Annotated in this window: 17 protein-coding genes; 3 read left to right on the top strand and 14 right to left on the bottom strand. The window is 62.1% G+C overall.

Annotated elements, in window-relative coordinates; genetic code table 11:
• The 8 genes from FGKAn22_RS04145 to FGKAn22_RS04110 form a co-directional block, all read right to left on the bottom strand.
• A complete protein-coding gene (locus FGKAn22_RS04145; protein ID WP_212786719.1) occupies positions 1–2502 on the bottom strand; it encodes a 3-hydroxyacyl-CoA dehydrogenase/enoyl-CoA hydratase family protein in 2502 nt (833 codons plus the stop codon).
• A gap of 52 nt (positions 2503–2554) precedes the next feature.
• Entirely contained in the window at positions 2555–3883 is a 1329-nt protein-coding gene (locus FGKAn22_RS04140) for an OmpP1/FadL family transporter (protein ID WP_212786718.1), read from the bottom strand.
• 45 nt (positions 3884–3928) lie between these two features.
• Positions 3929–4342 carry an acyl-CoA thioesterase gene (locus FGKAn22_RS04135; RefSeq protein WP_246487454.1) on the bottom strand — a complete coding sequence of 138 codons (414 nt, stop codon included), beginning with the start codon at positions 4340–4342 and terminating at the stop codon, positions 3929–3931.
• Positions 4332–6131 (bottom strand): AMP-dependent synthetase/ligase, encoded by a 1800-nt coding sequence (locus FGKAn22_RS04130; protein ID WP_212786717.1) that lies wholly within the window; start codon positions 6129–6131, stop codon positions 4332–4334. Before FGKAn22_RS04130 ends, FGKAn22_RS04135 begins: the two co-directional genes overlap by 11 nt.
• A 23-nt stretch (positions 6132–6154) precedes the next feature.
• Complete coding sequence (locus FGKAn22_RS04125; protein WP_212786716.1) at positions 6155–6976, bottom strand: SDR family oxidoreductase; 822 nt, start codon at positions 6974–6976, stop codon at positions 6155–6157.
• Entirely contained in the window at positions 6976–9408 is a 2433-nt protein-coding gene (locus tag FGKAn22_RS04120; protein ID WP_212786715.1) for an acyl-CoA dehydrogenase, read from the bottom strand. The genes FGKAn22_RS04125 and FGKAn22_RS04120 overlap by 1 nt, the downstream gene beginning before the upstream one ends.
• 87 nt (positions 9409–9495) lie before the next feature.
• A complete protein-coding gene (gene radA, locus FGKAn22_RS04115) occupies positions 9496–10854 on the bottom strand; it encodes a DNA repair protein RadA (protein ID WP_212786714.1) in 1359 nt (452 codons plus the stop codon).
• Between the two features lie 110 nt (positions 10855–10964).
• Positions 10965–11258, bottom strand: coding sequence for a hypothetical protein (locus FGKAn22_RS04110; protein ID WP_212786713.1), 294 nt, complete (start codon positions 11256–11258; stop codon positions 10965–10967).
• A 574-nt stretch (positions 11259–11832) separates the two neighbouring features.
• On the opposite strand from FGKAn22_RS04110, the gene FGKAn22_RS04105 reads away from it, so the two are divergent.
• From FGKAn22_RS04105 to FGKAn22_RS04095, 3 genes are read left to right on the top strand one after another with little or no spacing between them, the layout of a single operon-like run.
• Positions 11833–12132, top strand: coding sequence for a DUF1540 domain-containing protein (locus FGKAn22_RS04105; protein ID WP_212786712.1), 300 nt, complete (start codon positions 11833–11835; stop codon positions 12130–12132).
• Between the two features lie 46 nt (positions 12133–12178).
• The gene (locus tag FGKAn22_RS04100) at positions 12179–13429 is read left to right on the top strand and encodes an HlyD/EmrA/EmrK family protein (RefSeq protein ID WP_212786711.1); all 1251 of its coding nucleotides are present in this window, start codon (positions 12179–12181) and stop codon (positions 13427–13429) included.
• Positions 13426–14997, top strand: a complete 1572-nt coding sequence (locus tag FGKAn22_RS04095) for a DHA2 family efflux MFS transporter permease subunit (RefSeq protein WP_212786710.1) — start codon at positions 13426–13428, stop codon at positions 14995–14997. The genes FGKAn22_RS04100 and FGKAn22_RS04095 overlap by 4 nt, the downstream gene beginning before the upstream one ends.
• Before the next feature lie 60 nt (positions 14998–15057).
• Here the strand turns inward: FGKAn22_RS04095 and FGKAn22_RS04090 are convergent, their stop codons facing one another.
• The 6 genes from FGKAn22_RS04090 to FGKAn22_RS04065 all read right to left on the bottom strand — a co-directional run bounded on the left by FGKAn22_RS04090 (position 15058) and on the right by FGKAn22_RS04065 (position 18602).
• Positions 15058–15618, bottom strand: coding sequence for a diheme cytochrome c (locus tag FGKAn22_RS04090; RefSeq protein ID WP_212786709.1), 561 nt, complete (start codon positions 15616–15618; stop codon positions 15058–15060).
• A gap of 14 nt (positions 15619–15632) precedes the next feature.
• The gene (locus FGKAn22_RS04085; RefSeq protein WP_212786708.1) at positions 15633–16037 is read right to left on the bottom strand and encodes a DUF1924 domain-containing protein; all 405 of its coding nucleotides are present in this window, start codon (positions 16035–16037) and stop codon (positions 15633–15635) included.
• Positions 16038–16049: 12 nt separating this feature from the next.
• A complete protein-coding gene (locus FGKAn22_RS04080; RefSeq protein ID WP_212786707.1) occupies positions 16050–16667 on the bottom strand; it encodes a hypothetical protein in 618 nt (205 codons plus the stop codon).
• A 1-nt stretch (position 16668) separates the two neighbouring features.
• On the bottom strand, positions 16669–17295 hold the full coding sequence (locus FGKAn22_RS04075; protein WP_212786706.1) for a cytochrome b/b6 domain-containing protein: 627 nt from the start codon (positions 17293–17295) through the stop codon (positions 16669–16671).
• Positions 17296–17577: 282 nt separating this feature from the next.
• A complete protein-coding gene (locus FGKAn22_RS04070; RefSeq protein WP_212786705.1) occupies positions 17578–18000 on the bottom strand; it encodes a VOC family protein in 423 nt (140 codons plus the stop codon).
• Positions 18001–18155: 155 nt separating this feature from the next.
• On the bottom strand, positions 18156–18602 hold the full coding sequence (locus FGKAn22_RS04065; RefSeq protein WP_212786704.1) for a YaiI/YqxD family protein: 447 nt from the start codon (positions 18600–18602) through the stop codon (positions 18156–18158).
• Positions 18603–18652 lie beyond the last annotated feature (50 nt).

The following is an 18652-nucleotide window of genomic DNA, read 5'->3' as shown; positions in this document are numbered from 1 at the left end:
TTAGTTCCTCAGCGCCTTCCCGTTCTTCAGCATGTGCTCGATGCGCGCCTGCGTCTTCTCGGTCGCGAGCAGCGCCATGAAGTTGCGGCGTTCTAGGTCGAGCAGCCATTGCTCGTCCACCAGGCTGCCAGCGTCCACGTCGCCGCCGCACAGGGTCTCGGCGACGGCGAGGCCGACGCGGTAGTCGTGTTCGGAGATGAATCCGCCTTCGAGCATGTTGACCATCGCCATCTGCAGCGTGGCGATGCCGGTGCGCCCCGCCACCTGTATCTGCGCGGGCGGCAGCGGCGGGCGGTAGTCGGTGGCGGTGAGCGCGCGCAGTTCCTGCTTGGCGACGTGTAGCACCTCGAAGCGGTTCATCACAATGCGGTCGCCGTGGCGCAGATAGCCCATCTCGCGCGCGAGCTCGGCGCTCTTCGCGACTTCGCCCATGGCGATGTTCTGGAAGTAGCGCTTGAGGAAGGGGAATGGATCGTTGGCGTTGCCGTTGGTCGTGATGGCCCTGGCTTCCTGCGAGGCGCGCTGCGCCGCTTCCTTGCAGCCGCCGCCCGCGGGCAGCAGGCCGACGCCAACTTCGACAAGGCCGATGTAGCTTTCGAGCGAGGCGACCACGCGCGCCGCGTGCATGATGATCTCGCAGCCGCCGCCAAGTGCCAGGCCGTCCACCGCAGCGATCACCGGCACCTGCGCGTACTTGATGCGTTGCGTGGTCTGCTGGAACTTGGCGACCACGGCCTCGACCTCAGGCACGTTGCCGATTGCCGCGTTCAGCACGCCGCCGATCCCGCCGCCGCCCGCGACGGTGTATTTGACGCGCTCCGCGGCCTGCGCGAGCTTGCCGAACAATCCGCCCTCCTCTGTCTGCGGCCGCACGCCCTGCATCAGTTGCAGCAGGTTCGCGCCCGCAGAGAACGGCGGCTCAGTCTGCCAGATGACGAGGCCGCGCCAGTTCGCCTCGGCCTCCGCGACGGCGCGCTGTATGCTGTCCAGCACCTCGTCGCCGATGACGTGCATCTTGCTCCTGAAGCTGAGGATGGCGATGTCGTCGTCGCCGTGCCACAGGCGCACGCTGTCGTTCTCGAAGATGGTCTCGCCGTAGCGTGCTTCTTCTCCCAGCAGTCGGTCCGGGAATTCCTGCCGCCGGTACACGGACAGCTGCGCGCGCGGCTGGTCGGCGCCGGTGCGCGGCGAATAAGAACCCTGCGCGCCATGCACGCCGGTGCGTTCCGGATCGATGGCCCATTTCGGCAGCGGCGCATCGCTCATGGTCTTGCCGTGCGCGCGCTCTTCCTCCAGCCAGCCGGTGATGCGCTGCCAGCCCGCCGCCTGCCAGATCTCGAATGGGCCGCTGTCCCAGCCGAAGCCCCAGCGCACCGCGAGGTCGAGGTCGCGCGCATTGTCGGCGATGCGCGGCAGGTGCACGCCGCAGTAGTGGAACAGGTCACGGAACACGCTCCACACGAACTGCGCCTGCGGGTGCGCGTTGTTGCGCAGCTCGTGCAGTTTCTTGCCCCAGTCGCGCTCGCGCAGGATGGCCTTCACCGTGTCATCCACCTCGCCGTGCGAGAGCCGATACTGGCCGGTGTGCAGGTCCAGCACGTGGATCTCCTTGCCGATCTTCTGGTACACGCCGCGCTTGCTCTTCTGCCCCAGCGCGCCCTGCGCGACCAGGCCGTCCAGCCAGTCCGGCACGGCGAAATAGCGGTGCCAGGGATCATCCAGCAGGTTGTCGCGCATGGTGCCAACCACGTGCGCGAAGATGTCGAGGCCGACCACGTCCAGCGTGCGCAGCGTCGCGCTCTTGGGACGACCGAGGTAGCGCCCGGTCAGTGCATCCACGGTATCGAAGCCGAGGCCCAGGCGCTGTGCGTGGTGCAGCGTGGCGAGCAGCGAGAACACGCCGATGCGGTTGGCAATGAAGTTGGGCGTATCCTTCGCGCGCACCACGCCCTTGCCCAGGCCGGACACAAGGAAGGCTTCGAGACTGTCGAGCAGCGCGGCTTCAGTCTGCGCGCTGGGAATCAGCTCGACCAGGTGCATGTAGCGCGGCGGGTTGAAGAAGTGGATGCCACAGAAACGATGGCGCAGGTTCTCGGGGAATGCCTGTGCCAGCTGGTTGATGGAAAGGCCGGAGGTGTTGCTGGCGAAGATGGCGTGTTCGTTCAGGTGATGCGCGACCTTGCGGTACAGGTCTGACTTCCAGTCCATGCGCTCGGCGATGGCCTCGATCACCAGGTCGCAGTCGCGCAGCTTGTCGAGATGCTGGTCGTAGTTCGCGGCGGCGATGTAGCTCACGCGCGAGGGGCTCGACAGCGGCGCGGGCTCGAGTTTCTTCAGCCCTTCCAGCGCCTTGTTGACGACGCCGTTCGGCTCGCCTTCTTTCGCAGGCAGGTCGAACAGCAGCGTTGGGATGTTGGCGTTGACGAGATGTGCGGCGATCTGCGCGCCCATCACGCCCGCACCGAGCACGGCCACCTTGCGTATCCGGAAATCCTTCGACATCGCGATCCTCCAAGTAAAAAGGGAAGGCGGCGCCTTCCCTCCGGTGCGGCGGTCAGAAGCCGTAGGTGTATTGCACGCTCAGGATGTCGGCGCTGACTTTGAAGGAGCCGGATAACAACCCCTTGCCCGCAAGGTCGGTATTAACGGCCGCATTCTGATTGACCGCGGCATTTCTCATGAACAGGTGGCTGTAGCTGAAATCGATGGCACTGTCGCGAGTCGGCTTATACTGTCCGCCCAGCGCGATCTGGTAGCGATCCTGGTCCGGAATACGGACCGTGCGATAGGCATCGGAGATCGGCGTCTGGTCGTAGCCGACACCCATCCGCGCAAGCCACTGACTGTTGTAGCGATAGCTGGCCCCGGCGGAGATGCGCCAGGTATCTTTCCAGTTTTCCGGCGTTGGGACACTCAACGAAGTCCCGTTCATCTTCAGCACATTGAGCTGTTGAAAAACGCTCCAGCCGGTCCAGGTCGCGTCCCCCATGATTTCCCACTTGTCGTCGAGCTGGTGAACCGCACTGACCGAGAAGATGTCTGGCGTCGTGACCGCCAGCGTGACCGCTTGGTCGGGAAGCGCTGCGGCAAGGGCGGCAGGCCGGTTCGCAAAGGTCACCGTCCCGCCAAGGTTGTATTTGAGCCGCGAGCGATAGGCGACACCCACACGGGTCACAGGGCTGACATTGATCAGCGCGCCCAGGTTGTAACCCCACGCGGTATCGCTGCCTGTAAGGGTACTGAGTCCCTCCTTATTCGCTCCGACCAAAGCAAACACACCCGCACCGGCAGCAAAGGCCGCCGCGCTGAAGTTCGTCATGCTGGTCAACACGCCCTTGATGCGCTGGTAGTTCACACCGGCGCCCAGGGTCACGGTGTCATTGACCTGGTAAGAAATGGAAGGATTCAGGTTAATGGTTTCAAGTCTGGACTTGATTCCCTGATAGCGCCCCATCCAGGCAGGGTCATATTCGGTCTGCAGACCGAACGGGGCATTGATGCCCAACCCGACTCGGGTTCGCGGATTCACCTCCATGGCAAAGTAAGCGTTCGGCACCAACTCCCAGCTTCCCGCATCTCCCCCCGCGCCTGTTCCCGCGACCTGCAACGGGGCAAGGCCCGTAACCGTCCCGGCGAATTTTCCCGTAGGCTTGATCGCAGTCGCCCCCACCACGATCTGCTTGCCGGAGAGGCGCGACATCCCGGCGGGATTAAAAAAGATGGTGGTGGCATCTTCCGCCCCCGCCGCCCCGCCGGCATAGGCGTTGCCCAAGCCGCTCGCGCTCTGCTCGAGCAACCCGAACCCGGAAGCCGCCGCGTTTCCCGCCATTGCAAGCAACGCGCCCGCCACCGAACAGCCGATTATCCTTTTCTTGAACATCATGACCGCCTCTCCCTGTTGTTATGAAAAAATTCTGTGATAACGAGCCTAACCCTCCGGCGGAACGACGCGCGGCCTGCGATCCTCGCCCACTGCAACATAGGTCAGCGTCGCCTCGGTCACCTTCAGGCAGGTCGGATTCTCCGGGTCGCGCTGCACATAGACCTCGACATCCACGGTGATCGAGGTGCGGCCGACCTTGATGATCTGCGCGTAGAAACTCACCACGTCTCCCACGAAGATCGGCTGCTGGAACACGAAGGAATTGACCGCCACGGTCGCCACCCGGCCCTTGGCGCGGTGCACCGCGTGGATGCTGCCTGCCACATCCACCTGTCCCATCAGCCAGCCGCCGAAGATGTCGCCGGTGTAGTTGGCGTCCGACGGCATCGCCGCCACGCGCAGGGTCGGCTCGCGATGCGGCAGGGTGGTGGCCATCGGCTGGTCCATGTCAGTGCCCATCGTAGAGTTCCCTGATCTCGGTTGCGAAACGCTGCGCGACTTCGGCGCGCTTGATCTTGAGCGTCGGCGTCAGCAGGCCATTCTCGATGGACCACGGCTCGCGCAACAGCAACACTCGGTTCACCTTGGCGTAGCCCGGAAAGTCGCGCAGGTTGCGCGCGATGCGCTTCAGCACCTTGGCCTCGACGCGGCTGTCGGTCAGCGCCTCGGGCATGTCGGCGCGGATACCGACTTCCTGCGCGAAGTGCTCCCAGCCTTGCGGATTGACCACGGCCAGCGCGACCAGATAGGGATGCGCCTCGCCGAAGATCATCACCTGGTCGAACAATGGATCGTGCAGGATGGCGATCTCCATATCGGTCGGCGGAATCTTCTCGCCGTTCGACATGACGATGATCTCCTTGGTGCGCCCGGTGATGTAGATGTGTCCGGTGTCGGCGATATGCGCCACGTCGCCGGTGTTCAGCCAGCCGTCGGCATCTATCATCGCGCGAGTCGCCTCCGGATTGTTCCAGTAGCCCAGCATCACGTTCGGCCCCTTCACCAGGAGCTCGCTCTGCTCGCCGAGGCGCACTTGCACGTCGCGTATCGGCTGTCCGACGCTATCCGGGAAATTCATGCCCTTGCAGTTCCCGGAAATCACCGGGCTGGTCTCGGTCAGGCCGTAGCCCTGCACGATGGGGAGGCCCAGGCCGATGAACACGCGAGAGATCTCCGGCGCGAGCGCGGCGCCGCCGCTGATCGCGCTACGCAGCCGTCCGCCCAGCCGGTCGAGGACTTTCTGCGCGACCAGTTTCTGCAGCAGCGGCCAGAGCAGGAACGACACCTTCCACGGCCCGCGCCCTTGTGCATGCTCGAAGCGGGCCCAGCCGGTCTCCACCGCGAGGTGAAACAGGCTGCGGCGCAACGACGAGCCATCTTCCAGCCTGGCGCGGATCGCCCCATAGATGCGCTCGTAGATGCGCGGCACGGAAATGATCAGCGTCGGGCGGATGGTCTTCAGGTCTTCGGACAACAGCGGGATGGAACGCGCGAAGGCGACGGTGGTGCCGGTCATCACCGCCAGGTAATAGCCCAGCGTGCGCTCGAAGGTGTGCGACAACGGCAGGAACGACAGGAACAGGTCGTTGCTGTGCACGGTGAACGTGTCCAGGCAGGCATGGGCGTTGGAAAGCATGTTCGCGTGGCTCAGCATCACGCCCTTGGGCTTGCCGGTGGTACCCGAGGTATAGATGATACTGGCGAGCTCATCCGGATTTCCGAGCTGCGCGCGCAGCAGTTGCGCGGCGGGCGGCAGGAACTCCGCCATGGATTGCAGGCTGTGATCGTTGTTGTTGCGAATGCTGTCGATACTGATGAAACGCAGCACGCTACCGAGTTTGTCGCGCACAGTACGCAACGCCTGCCATTGTTCGGCGGTCTCGAACAGCAGCACCTTCACGCCGGCATCGTTGACGATGTAGGCGATGTTATCCGGCCGGTCCACGGTGTACAGCGGCACCACCACCAGCCCGAGCGACATCGCAGCCTGGTCGAACATCATCCAGTAGGGACAGTTGCGCAGCATGATGGCGACGCGGTCGCCGCGCTGCAGACCCAGCCCTGCCAGCGCAGCCTGCCAGCGCGCCACCTGGCTGCGCATCTCGCGCCAGGTGAGATCGCGCCATGCGTTCTGCTGGAAATGCCGGTAGGCGATCTTGTCCGGCGTGCGGCGCACGCGCTCCAGAAACAGCCCGTGCAAGGTCACCGCCTGCTGCGGCGTGATCACATCGTCTTGTTGTGCCTGCATCTCTCCCCCAACACTTCCTTCAGCTAATCCAGAAACAAATCGCCGTACGGCGCCACGCCGGGCTCGTCCGCATATTGCCCGAAATCGGTCACTCCCGCCTCGCGCAGCACCGCTTCGTCGATGAAAAAGTTGCCGCTGCAATCGCGGCTGTCGCGCACCAGTATCTGCCGGGCAGCGTCGGCCACGATGGCCGGTTTGCGCGAAGCGCGCAGCATCGCTTCCGGGAAATTGAATTCGATGGCGGCGGTCGCGATGGTGGTGCGCGGCCAAAGACAATTCACCGCGATGCCGTCAGAGGCGAACTCGCGAGCCATGCCCAGCGCGCACATGCTCATGCCGTACTTCGACATCGTGTAGGCCAGGTGCGGCGCAAACCATTTCGCATCCATGTTGAGAGGCGGCGACATGTTCAGTATGTGCGGATTGGCCGCCTTCTTCAGATGCGGGATGCAGGCCTGCGACATCAGGAAGGTCGCGCGCATGTTCACGTCCCACATCAGGTCCAGCTTTTTCGCGGGCGTATCCAGTGTGCCGCCGAGGCTGATCGCGCTGGCGTTGTTCACCAGTACGTCGAGGCCGCCGAAGCGTTCCACCGTCTGTGCCAGCGCGGACTGGATCGCCTGCTCGTCGCGCACATCCAGCTGGATCGCCAGCGCCTTCCCGCCCGCCGCCTCCACCTCCCCGGCGACGCTGTGGATGGTGCCGGGCAGCCTGGGGTGCGGCTCCGACGTCTTGCCGGTGATGACTACCTTCGCGCCGTCTCGTGCGCAGCGCAGCGCGATCTCCCGCCCGATGCCGCGACTGGAACCGGTGATGAATACCACCTTGTCGCGCAACCCGGCCATCAGCCGTTCGCCCTCAACTCTTCCGGCGCGAAGTCATCAACCATGATGACCTTGCGCCTCAGCGCGTAATCGCGTTCAAGCAATAAGGCCTGCTCCGCGTCGATGATGCCCTTGTCGCGCGCCTCGGAGATGCGAGCCACCTCGTCCGGTTCCTTCAGCTTGCCCGCCTTGCGCGCCTCTTCCAGCTTCGCCTGCAACGGTTCGCACGCCAGCGTGCTGGCGAGCGCGGCTTCGAGCGCCCCCACGGCATCGTTTTCATCCTTCGCGATGAACATGCCTGCGGTCAGGCGGTCGCGCGCCTCACCCGGCTTCATCAGCAACGTAGCGATCCGGTGGCCAAGTTCGTCCGAAGGCGGCGACACGCGCAAGCCCAGCGGGAAGATCAAGCCGCTCAACACCCAGCGCACCAGAATGTTGGGGAAATTCTGGATCACGCCCATGAAGGATTGCTGGATGCGGTACAGCGCGTCCTGCATCGCCCAGTGCAGCAGCGGGAGGTCCTCGGCAGGACGCCCGTCGTCCTCGAAACGTTTCAGGGTCGCCGAGCACAGGTAGAGCAGACTCAGCACGTCACCCAATCGCGCCGAGATCTTCTCGCGCCGCTTCAGCGAACCGCCCAGCACCGCCATCGCCACGTCGGCGCTCAGGGCGAAGGCGGCGGAGAAGCGCGTCAACTGCTGGTAGTAGCGATACGTTTCGGAGCCTTGTGGCACGGGAGCGCCATAGCCGTTGCTCAGGCCGAACACAAAGCTGCGCGCCGCGTTGCTCATGGCGAAGGTGATGTGGCCGAACAACGCCTTGTCGAACTGGCGCAGGGCGCGCTCATGGTTCTGCTCATGCGATGCGGCGATCTCCCTGAGCACATAGGGATGGGAGCGGATCGCCCCCTGCCCGAAGATGATCATGGTGCGCGTCAGGATGTTCGCCCCTTCCACGGTGATGCCGATGGGCATCTGCTGGTAGCCGCGCCCGAGGTAGTTGTCCGGACCGAGGCAGATGCCCTTGCCGCCGTGCACGTCCATCGCGTCGTTGATGACGATACGACTGCGCTCGGTGGCGTGATACTTGATGGCGGCAGAGAGCACCGAAGGCTTCTCGCCCAGGTCCACCGCCAAGGCAGTGAAGCGACGCGCGGCATCAACCATGTAGGTATGCGCACCGATGCGGGCCAGCGGTTCCTCGATACCTTCGAACTTGCCGATGGGCAGCTTGAACTGCTTGCGCACGCGCGCATAGGCACCCGTGGTGCGCGCCGCCATCTTCATGCCGCCGACGCTGCTGGCTGGCAGCGAGATCGAACGCCCCGCAGCGAGGCATTCCATCAGCATGCGCCAGCCCTGCCCCACACGTGACGTGCCGCCGATGATGTACTCCATCGGGATGAACACGTCCCTGCCCTGCGTCGGGCCGTTCAGGAACGCGGAATTCAGCGGAAAGTGGCGGCGGCCGAGCTGCACGCCCGGCGTATCGGCGGGGATCAGCGCCAGCGTGATGCCGCGATCCGTCTCGCCGCCGAGCAGCCGCTCGGGGTCATACAGCTTGAACGCCAGGCCGACCAGCGTGGCGACCGGTGCCAGTGTGATGTAGCGTTTCTCCCAGTTCAGGCGGATGCCCAACACATCCTTCTGCCCGGCGAATTCGCCGTGGCATACCACGCCGAAATCGGGGATAGCGCCCGCATCGGACCCCGCGAACGGACCGGTCAGCGCAAAACACGGCACTTCCTGCCCCTTTGCCAGACGATGCAGGTACCGATCCTTCTGCTCGGTGGTACCGTAATGCAACAGCAACTCGGCAGGACCAAGCGAGTTCGGCACCATCACGGTCACTGCCGCCGTGCCGCTGCGCGAAGCCACCTTGGCAACCACCGCCGAGTGCGCCTGCGCGGAGAACTCTAGCCCGCCGTAACTCTTGGGCACGATCATCCCGAAGAAGCCCTTGTCCTTCATGAACTGCCACACTTCCGGCGGCAGGTCGGCGCGCTTGTGGGTGATATCCCAGTCGTCCAGCATCGAGCACAGTTGCTCGACCTCGTTGTCGAGGAAGGCCTGCTCCTCCGGCTTCAGTTCGCATTTGGGAAACGCCCGCAGCTTGTTCCAGTCCGGCTGGCCGCTGAACAGGTCGCCGTCCCACCACACCGTTCCGGCATCGATGGCCTCCTGCTCGGTGGCGGAGATCTGCGGCAGTACCTTGCGGAATATCTTGAGGATGGAGCCGCTGACCACGTGGCGGCGCATGTAGGGAATACCGAACAGCACGATGAACAGGAACAGTCCGATGTAGACCACCTGCAAGGCGGCATCGGAGACGCGCGCCTGGATTGCAAGAACCGGCACGGCCACCATGATCGCCAGCACCCAACTGGTGATCGAGGCACGGAAGAACGCGAGCAGTACGAACACCGCCAGCACCAGCAGAAGGGTCAACACCATGCGCTACTCTCCCGATTCGTTATTGTTATTGCTTCAGCCGCACTTTAACGCGAGACGGCGGGCCGCACAACACGGCGACAAGAAAAATCAGCGCATGCGCTCGACCGCCTGTTCGACACGCTCCACCGCAATGATCTCCATGCCCGCAATCTTCTGCTTGGGCGCGTTGGCCTTCGGGATGATGGCGTGGGTAAAGCCGAGCTTGGCGGCCTCTTTCAGGCGTTCCTGCCCGCGCTGCACCGGGCGCACCTCGCCCGCCAGCCCCACTTCGCCGAACACCACCAGCTTTTCAGGCAGCGGCTTGTTGCGCAGGCTGGAGACCATGGCGAGGATCACCGCGAGGTCCGCGCCCGGCTCGGTGATCTTCACGCCGCCCACGGCGTTGATGAACACGTCCTGGTCGAAACAGGCGATACCCGCGTGGCGGTGCAGCACGGCAAGCAGCATTGCGAGGCGATTCTGCTCCAGCCCGAGCGACAAGCGTCGAACGTTGGGCGAATGCGCTTCATCGAGCAGCGCCTGTATCTCCACCAGCAGAGGACGCGTGCCTTCCTGCGTGACCATCACGCAGGAACCGGCGACCTGCTCGCCGTGCTGCGACAGAAACAGCGCGGATGGATTGCTCACCTCGCGCAGCCCCTTCTCGGTCATCGCGAACACGCCGAGTTCATTGACCGCGCCAAAGCGGTTCTTGAACGCACGTATCAGGCGGAAGCTGGAATGCGTGTCGCCCTCGAAATACAGTACCGTGTCGACGATGTGTTCCAGCACGCGAGGGCCCGCCAGCGCACCCTCTTTGGTGACGTGACCGACGAGGATCATGGTGATGCCGCTGCTCTTGGCGATGCGGGTGAGCTGCGCGGCGCACTCGCGCACCTGCGCGACAGAGCCGGGCGCGGAAGTAAGTTGCTCGGAATACACGGTCTGGATGGAGTCGATCACCACCACGTCCGGCTTGTCCTGCGCGATGGTGGACTGGATCTTCTCGAGCTGGATCTCGGGCAGCAGTCGCAGGCCTTGCGCATCGAGCGACAGGCGCTTTGCGCGCAGCGCGATCTGCTGCGCCGATTCCTCGCCGCTGACGTAGAGAGTGTTCTGCTGATTCGAGAGATGCGCAAGCACTTGCAGCAGCAGGGTGGACTTGCCGATGCCCGGGTCGCCGCCGATCAGCACCACCGCGCCTTCCACCAGCCCGCCGCCCAGGACGCGGTCGAACTCGGCGATGCCCGTCGGGGTGCGCGGTACTTCCGCCGCCTCGACTTCGGAGAGTCTCTGCACCTGGCCGCTCGCCGCCAGCGCGCTGAAACGGTTGCCGCCTTTTGCTGCAGGCTCCGCGACCGACTCGACCAGCGTGTTCCATGCCATGCAGTGCGGGCACTGCCCCTGCCACTTCGGTGTCTGCCCCCCGCACTCGGTGCAGGAATAAATCGTTTTCGCCTTCGCCATGCCGCCTCCAATAATGCCGCGCACAATAGCGCACAACAAAATCGCGGCGCAAGCATGGCCCACAATGAAAAACGCCGATGGCATATGCCATCGGCGCCTGTTTCAAGCCGTCAGCCTATCAGCACATCAAACACGAACAGCCCACCGAACACGCCCACCAGCAGCATCACCATCACCGCAGACAGATCAGTAACCTGCGCCGGTCCGTTCAGGCCTTCGTCCACCGCCACTTTCGCCGGATCTGTATGGTCCTGCTGCCATTCCATATAGAACACTGGTTCCTGCTGACGGGACTGAATTCCCTGATCTCCCAGCCTTACGCTGGGATGCTCTATCAGGTGTGTATTCTCCAAAAGCCTGGTTTTCTGTGCTTCCGAAAAAAATTGATCGGTAAAGAATCTCATGACAACCTCCACAAGAATGACCAACAACAAAAGGGGCCGCCTCATTAGCGAATATCGCCCCGGACCATTTTCAATCCTGCTGCGTAAACTTTAACGGGCTGGAACAGTAGCAAGTGCATCACCAAATAACCATATGCCATCCGGCCTAGGCAATTCGGCATAGGTATAGCCACGATTACCTAGATAGTTCGGCCTAGATAGTCATTGTTTCATCCTGCGCATTCCCCCGCGGGTACGGCCTCCAGAGTGCCGAACAACCTCCGCAGGCAAGCGTCTCGATCTATTCCGATCAATGAAAAACCAATACGAATAATCCGGCAACTCCCCTGAATGACAGGGAAAAATAGGTTGTATTACTTATTTGAAATGTCGGACGAAGTGGCTAACCTGACAAGCCTCGCAACGGAAACCTGCTGTCGCGAGGCCGGCGGGCCGACGGTACTCTATTCCGCGAACTGCCGGAGGCGTTGCTGCACTGCATGGAGGTCCTCCCCCTTGCTACCATGCATAGCGGCAACGCCCCCCTCAGGTCGACATCTTGAGCCGTCCGGATACCAGTCAAGGAGATCGCCCCATGAACAAAGTCACCATCGAAATGCCCATGGTCAGCAAATGCATGGTCAGCGAGTGCAGCTACAACGGCAGCAGCAAGTGCCACGCCCGCGCCATCACCATCGGTGACAGTGTTCATCCCGGCTGCGACACTTTCATGGCGGGAACGGCACACACCAAACAGACCAAACAAATCGCCGGCATCGGTGCCTGCAAGACGGCATCCTGCAAGCACAACGAGGACCTGGAATGCATGGCGGAAAGCATCCAGGTCGGCATGATCAGAAGCGAAGCCAACTGCATGACCTTCTCCTTGCGCTAGGCATCATTTGGCAGCCCTGTTGAGTGGGTAACCTCGGCCCACCTTCATGATCGATCCCGAAAACCGGACACCTCCCATAACACCTGGCCGGCGGCGCACACTCCTGCTGCTCATCACCGTATCGCTGGCGACGATCCTGCTGGCGGTCTCCGCATGGTGGTTCTTCATCGGAAAGTGGCGCACCACAACCGACGATGCCTATGTCGGCGGAGACATCGTCGCGGTGACGCCGCTGACCGGCGGAACGGTGATCGCCATTCACGGCGACACCACCCAAGCCGTGGCCGAAGGCCAACTTCTGGTGCAACTGGACGATAACGACTCTCGCCTGCAGCTGGACTCTGCCGAAGCCGCACTGGCGTCGGCGGTGCGCGAAGTGCGCGGCCTGTATGCAGCCAATCACGGCAATCTGCCGCTCCTCGCGCAGCGCCGCGCCGATCTGGCACGTGCGCAAGCGGAACTGGCACGTAGCAACGCGACGCTGGCCCAGGCCGAATCGGAATTCAAACGCCGTGAGGCATTGGCCCGGCAAAACTTCATTTCGCCGGAGAACGTGCAGATCGCACAAACGGCAAGAGATGCGGCAAAAGCGCAATATGACGCAGCCGCCAGCGCGGTAAAAGCAGCCAGTGCGACGATTTCGCAGACCCAGGACCAGGCCAGCATATCCAGCGCGCTCGTGGATAACACGTCACTGGAAAACCACCCCAATGTGCGCGCCGCCGCAGCACGGGTGCGCGAAGCGATGCTCGCGCTGGCACGCACACGCGTACGCGCACCGGTCAGCGGACAGATCGCCAAGCGCACGGTGCAACTCGGTGAACGAGTCGTTCCCGGTGCTGCACTGATGGCTATCGTGCCACTCGACAAGGTTTGGCTGGATGCCAATTTCAAGGAAACCGAATTGCGCGATGTGCGCATCGGCCAGCCCGCCACGCTGACCTCCGATTTTTACGGTGGCGCTACCACCTTTCACGGCAAGGTACTGGGCCTGACGCCCGGCACCGGCTCCGCCTTCGCCCTGCTGCCCGCGCAGAACGCCACCGGCAACTGGGTCAAGATCGTGCAGCGCCTGCCGGTACGTATCGCGCTGGATGACAAGGAGTTGCAGGCGCATCCGTTGCGCATCGGACTCTCAATGGATGTCAGCATCGACACGCATGACCGCAGCGGCCCCATGCTGACGACCTTGCCCGATGCCAGGGCGATCGCCGCCACTGCCGTATATGCGCAGGACATCAAGTCCGCCGATGCGCACGTGGCGCAGATCATCGCCGACAACCTGGAACGAAAGTGAGCTCCGCTCAAGCCACCGATATCGCTGGTGCACCGGTTGCTCCCGGCGTGCTCAGCGGCATCAGACTGGTGCTCGCCACGATAGCTCTCGGCCTGGGCTCGTTCATGAATGTTCTGGACCTGACCATCGTCAATGTTGCCGTGCCTACCATGGCTGGGGATTTTGCGGTCACGCCGACAGAGGGCACCTGGATCATCACGTCCTATTCGGTAGCCGAGGCCATCATGTTGCCGCTGGCCGGTTTTCTTGCAGGACGCTTTGGTGAAGTGCGCACCTTCGTCGCCTCCACCCTGCTGTTCACCCTGGCCTCGCTTCTATGCGCGATGTCATTCTCCTTCCCGATGCTGCTCGCCTCGCGCGTGATGCAGGGCGTGTTCGGTGCATCCATGATCCCTTTGTCGCAGACGTTGCTCACCACCATCTACCCGCCGCATCAGCGCGGGCTGGCGCTCGGCATCTGGGCGATGACCACGGTGATCGCGCCGATCGTTGGCCCGCTGTCGGGCGGCTGGCTGATCGACAACGCCACCTGGCACTGGATATTTCTGGTCAATCTGCCGGTCGGTCTGCTGGTCGGTGTTTCCGTGGCCATATTGATGGCGGGACGCGATGTCATCCAGCCCGCCAAACGCCATCAGAGAATCGATTGGGTCGGATTGGCCCTGCTGATCGTCGGCATCGGTTCGCTGCAGATCCTGCTCGACAAGGGCAACGAACTGGACTGGTTCAACTCCGCTACCATCGTCACGCTGGGGGTGCTGTCGGCAGTCGGGCTGTTGACGTTCGTCGTCTGGGAACTGGGCGAGTCCGCGCCGCTGGTCGACCTGAGCCTGTTTGCTCAGCGCAATTTCCTGGTGGGATCGGTGTGCCTGCTGTTGGGTTCGATCGCGTTCTTCGGCGTAGTCGTGATCGTTCCTCTGTGGTTGCAGGTCTTTCAGGGCTACACCGCGTTCTGGGCGGGCAAGACGGTAGCGTTCGGCGGCGTACTGGCGTTTTTTCTCGGACCGGTCATCGGCATCTACATCAACCGTATCGATGCCCGGGCCATCACCACGTTCGGCTTCATCGTGTTTGCGCTGGTCGGCTTCTGGAGCGCGCGATTCACCCCGGACATCGACTACTGGCCGGTCGCCCTGAGCCGCTTGTTCATGGGTATCGGCATCGCCTGCTTCTTCCTGCCGCTGGTCACCATCAGCATTTCCGGCCTGCCCGCGGAGCGCGTCGCGGCGGCTTCCGGCATCACCAATCTCATGCGCAACCTGGGCGCCAGTTTCGGCACCGCCATCACCACCTGGCTGTGGGCCAGCGACGCAGCGGAACAGCATGCAAGGCTGATGGAAAACATCCATCCCTATAACCCGGCGGTAAACGATTACCTGGATCGCCTGCGCCAACTGGGCATGCCGGACGATGCCGCCCATGCCTGGCTGGAGCGCATGATCAACACCCAGTCCTATACCCTCGCCACCGATCACATCCTGACACTGTCTGCACTGCTGATGCTGTCGCTGGTCACGCTGATCTGGTGGGCAAGACCGCCTTTCGTTGCCCGTCTTGGTGGGCACTGACTATGGTCGAAAAAAAGGGAACTCGCAAACGCGAGTTCCCTTTATTCTGGCTCCAGGCTATCAGTCCTTCCAGTCCGGATAGTTCGGAATCCGCACGGTGTCGTTATCGAAGGTGCCTTCTTCCACCTTGGTGTGGCAGGCGTTGCAGAAGCTCAGCGACTTCACGTCCTTGTTGCCCTTGATCATCTTCTCGGGAATCTCGTGGTGCTTGCGCTTGATGTAACGCACCTCGGTGATGCGCAGCGGTGCCTCAACCTGTTCGGTCGCCATCGCGATCTTGCGCGAGCGCTTGTACCAGGACTTGTCCGCCGCGTTCGCCAGCGCGTAATCGCGGATCTCCTTCAGCGTCTCCTCGTCCAGCGAAGCATCGTCACCGAAGTGATCGCCCAGGGCCTTTTCGTTCAGCAGCTTTTCCCAGGATTTGCTCGGCAACAGGCCGGGCGGATAAGCCATGTGGCAAGAGCCGCATTCTTCCTTCCAGGTCTTGTTGTCGACCGGCTTTACTTCCTTGTGACGCCACGGGCTGATCCACCACCCAGTGAAAGTCTCTTCGGCCAGGACAGCGCCGCTGCTGGTCAATAATCCTGCGGCCAGCATGGCCGCTTTGAATCTGTTTTGCATCATCTCTCCCATCGTTATTTGGCCAAGAGGAACTTGAGGAAATCGCCCTTCTCCTGCGCCGTGCACTCGCGTCCCCATGCGTCGTTGCAGTTGCGCTTGAACCACTTCTCGACCTTCTTCGCATCGGTGAGGCGCTCAGGATTGGCGCTCGGCGCCATCGGCTGGATGACCTTGCTGGTCTTGTTATGCTTGCCCGGCTTGGTCAGGTCGTCGCCGTGGCAAGTGGTGCAGGACATCATCTCGCCTCCCTCGCTCTTGACCCGTTTGGTCCAGTTCTTCTTGCCGCGTTCGGCATCGAAGCCTGGTGCGCCCTGGGACTTGTAGCGCGCGAACAGCCCGTCGGTAGCCGGAGTCGCCCAAGCGTTGGAAGCCATGAACAACGCGCCGATCACTGCCATCAATGTGTATGTCTTCTTCACTCTATCTCTCCATCACCAGGTCAATTTGATCGCGACCACCATGCTGAGCGCCCCCAGTTCCGCCATCGCCGCATGGCTGGTGGGCACTGTGGAGCGTGCGGACTTGTTTATCGCATAAGCCATCAGTGCAGCGCCGGTCGCACCCAGTATGACGTGCAGGTTGTCGGGGTCGGACACGCCGTCTTCCGCATGGAAGTCGTCCCAGTGATAGAGCAAACCGGTGGCGACCGTCGCCGCCGCCAGGATGGCCGTCGCCCTACCCAGGTTCGCATGCGCGCCGTGCGTCTTGCGCGGCGGCTGGGGGCCGCAGTTTGGACCTTCGCAGGGATGAAAATGGGTCAGGAACGTCGCGGCGGCGGCACCAACGGTCGCCAGCCCCAGGTATTGGTGCATCTTGGTGCCGGTGAACATCGGGGACTCGAACTCGGGCTGTTTCAATACCGGTGAAGTGTTTTCCGGCCTCTTGACCAGCACATCCGTTTCGTTCGCGGCCAGCTTGAACGATTCGTAGTCCTTGACGTATTCGCTGGAGAGCAGCGGCAACTCAGCCGCCTGATCCTGCGCCCATGCCGTCCCTGAAAATGCCGCGAGGCATAGAGCGCCCCCCCACATCAACTTGATACCCTTCATTTTAACGTTCCCCATTCTCATTTTGATTCGCCGGCAATTCCTTCTTCCCCGTGACCATCGCCTTCACCAGGTTTTCATTGTGCTGAATGCTGCCCCCCACCACGCCCATCAGGTGGAATGCGACCAGCACCAGGCCAACCGTAGAAAGAAACTCGTGGACATGACGGAACGCATAGCTGGTCTCATCGCTCACGACGTTCGCCAGGAACACCAGCGGCCCCTCGAAGTCGATCGCAGCCAGGGTCACCAGCCCCGTCACCATCAGCGAGGCCAGCAATCCCAGCAGGGTGAACACCATCAGCGCCCCCGCCGGGTTATGCCCGAAGTAATGCTTGCAGGGATGTTTCCCGAACATCGAACGCACATAGGCCAGCGTCTCGCCGACCGAAAAGATGAAAGAACGGAAGCGCGCGAACTCGCTGCCCTTGAATCCCCAATACACCCGCGCCACCAGCAATGCGCAAAGGGCATAACCGGTCAGCACATGGATCTCTGAAGCATGGACCTCGCCGGAGATGAAGGCTGTCACGCATCCCAGCACCAGCGTCCAGTGGAAGAAACGGATGAACAGGTCCCAGACCTTCACGGTCCTGCCCTCATTGATGCGATTTCTATCGATTTGCTGCATGTCACACCCAAACAATTGACCGACAAACGACGCACTCGCGTCCGCTTCGACACCTCGAAGCTGCGCACAAACGCGCTTCCGACCATGGCAAAAAACTTTGGTTCTATCGGAAAAAACTTTTTTTGAATAGCCGTATAAATGCGGCGCGCATTCTACACGCAAACTTGAGTTTTATTGTAAGGAATCAATCTGATGACGCCGGAAGCAACTCCCGGGGAGGAATCCCGAGAATGACTCTATTTCATGACGCCTGCCGTCGTGGATGAGGACGGCCAGCCATCCTCATTCTGCAAGTTCCCATTGCGGGTTCCATGCGACCTCCCATAGATGCCCGTCGGGGTCTTTGAAATAGCCCGAGTAGCCGCCCCAGAACGCATCCTGCGCTGACTTCACGATGACGGCGCCTGCCTTTTTGGCTTGTTCCATTACCGTATCGACTTCTGCTTTGGAAGCGACATTGTGTCCGAGCGTGAACTCGGTAGAACTTGGGGCCCCAAGAGGAACACCGCAGTCGTATGCAATATTGGCCCGCTGCCAGATCGCCAGTTTCAATCCCGCATTCAGATCGAAGAAGGCCACGGCTCCGTGCTCGAACTCCGTGCCGATGATCCCCTGCGTCGGCAACCCGAGGCCGTCGCGGTAGAACGCAAGCGATCTTTCCAGATCGTCCACGCCCAGAGTAATCAGAGAGATGCGAGGCTTCATGGCGGCTCCTTATGGGTGATTGATCCAGCTCGAATTTGGTGCGAATCGATGCGTCCGCACTATAACCAGCAACCCTTGGGGGATTCCATACGCTGATTTGCTTACTGCCGGAACCACAAGGGGAGCGTGTGCCTGCGCACATCGAGGGGACCTTGCTACGGACGCTTCGCCAGAAACTTGTCCAGCTGCTTCGCAAACGCCTGAGTGTCTCGCTGACTGAATGCCGACGGGCCGCCCGTCTCCACGCCGCTGCTGCGCAGGCCGTCCATGAAGTTGCGCATGGTCAGCTTTTCCTGGATCGTGTCTTTGGTATAGAACTCCCCGCGCGGATTCAAGGCATGGCCGCCCCGTGCGATCACATCGGCGGCAAGCGGGATATCCGCGGTGACCACCAGGTCGCCCGGCTCAACCAGTTGAGCGATCTTGTTATCGGCCACATCGAAACCCGCCGGTACCTGCATCGCCCGTATCACCCGCGATGGCGGGCAATACAGCATCTTGTTCGCCACCAGCGTCAACTGGATCTGCAGCCTCTCCGCCGCGCGGAACAGGATTTCCTTGATGACTTTCGGACACGCATCGGCGTCCACATAAATCTGCATATCTTTGTAAGCTTTCGTAGGTTGGGTTGAGCGTAGCGATACCCAACAAA

Origin of the sequence: Ferrigenium kumadai, from assembly GCF_018324385.1 — a bacterium.
Classification (GTDB): Bacteria; Pseudomonadota; Gammaproteobacteria; order Burkholderiales; family Gallionellaceae; genus Gallionella; species Gallionella kumadai.
Note: the sequence above shows the minus strand (reverse complement) of the source record. Positions and strands in the feature narration are given on the sequence as shown.

Coding starts and splice junctions, on each gene's coding strand:
- FGKAn22_RS04145 (WP_212786719.1), bottom strand. CDS start 2,502: ATGTCGAAGGATTTCCGGATACGCAAGGTGGCCGTGCTCGGTGCGGGC.
- FGKAn22_RS04140 (WP_212786718.1), bottom strand. CDS start 3,883: ATGATGTTCAAGAAAAGGATAATCGGCTGTTCGGTGGCGGGCGCGTTG.
- FGKAn22_RS04135 (WP_246487454.1), bottom strand. CDS start 4,342: ATGGGCACTGACATGGACCAGCCGATGGCCACCACCCTGCCGCATCGC.
- FGKAn22_RS04130 (WP_212786717.1), bottom strand. CDS start 6,131: ATGCAGGCACAACAAGACGATGTGATCACGCCGCAGCAGGCGGTGACC.
- FGKAn22_RS04125 (WP_212786716.1), bottom strand. CDS start 6,976: ATGGCCGGGTTGCGCGACAAGGTGGTATTCATCACCGGTTCCAGTCGC.
- FGKAn22_RS04120 (WP_212786715.1), bottom strand. CDS start 9,408: ATGGTGTTGACCCTTCTGCTGGTGCTGGCGGTGTTCGTACTGCTCGCG.
- radA (WP_212786714.1), bottom strand. CDS start 10,854: ATGGCGAAGGCGAAAACGATTTATTCCTGCACCGAGTGCGGGGGGCAG.
- FGKAn22_RS04110 (WP_212786713.1), bottom strand. CDS start 11,258: ATGAGATTCTTTACCGATCAATTTTTTTCGGAAGCACAGAAAACCAGG.
- FGKAn22_RS04105 (WP_212786712.1), top strand. CDS start 11,833: ATGAACAAAGTCACCATCGAAATGCCCATGGTCAGCAAATGCATGGTC.
- FGKAn22_RS04100 (WP_212786711.1), top strand. CDS start 12,179: ATGATCGATCCCGAAAACCGGACACCTCCCATAACACCTGGCCGGCGG.
- FGKAn22_RS04090 (WP_212786709.1), bottom strand. CDS start 15,618: ATGCAAAACAGATTCAAAGCGGCCATGCTGGCCGCAGGATTATTGACC.
- FGKAn22_RS04080 (WP_212786707.1), bottom strand. CDS start 16,667: ATGAAGGGTATCAAGTTGATGTGGGGGGGCGCTCTATGCCTCGCGGCA.
- FGKAn22_RS04075 (WP_212786706.1), bottom strand. CDS start 17,295: ATGCAGCAAATCGATAGAAATCGCATCAATGAGGGCAGGACCGTGAAG.
- FGKAn22_RS04070 (WP_212786705.1), bottom strand. CDS start 18,000: ATGAAGCCTCGCATCTCTCTGATTACTCTGGGCGTGGACGATCTGGAA.
- FGKAn22_RS04065 (WP_212786704.1), bottom strand. CDS start 18,602: ATGCAGATTTATGTGGACGCCGATGCGTGTCCGAAAGTCATCAAGGAA.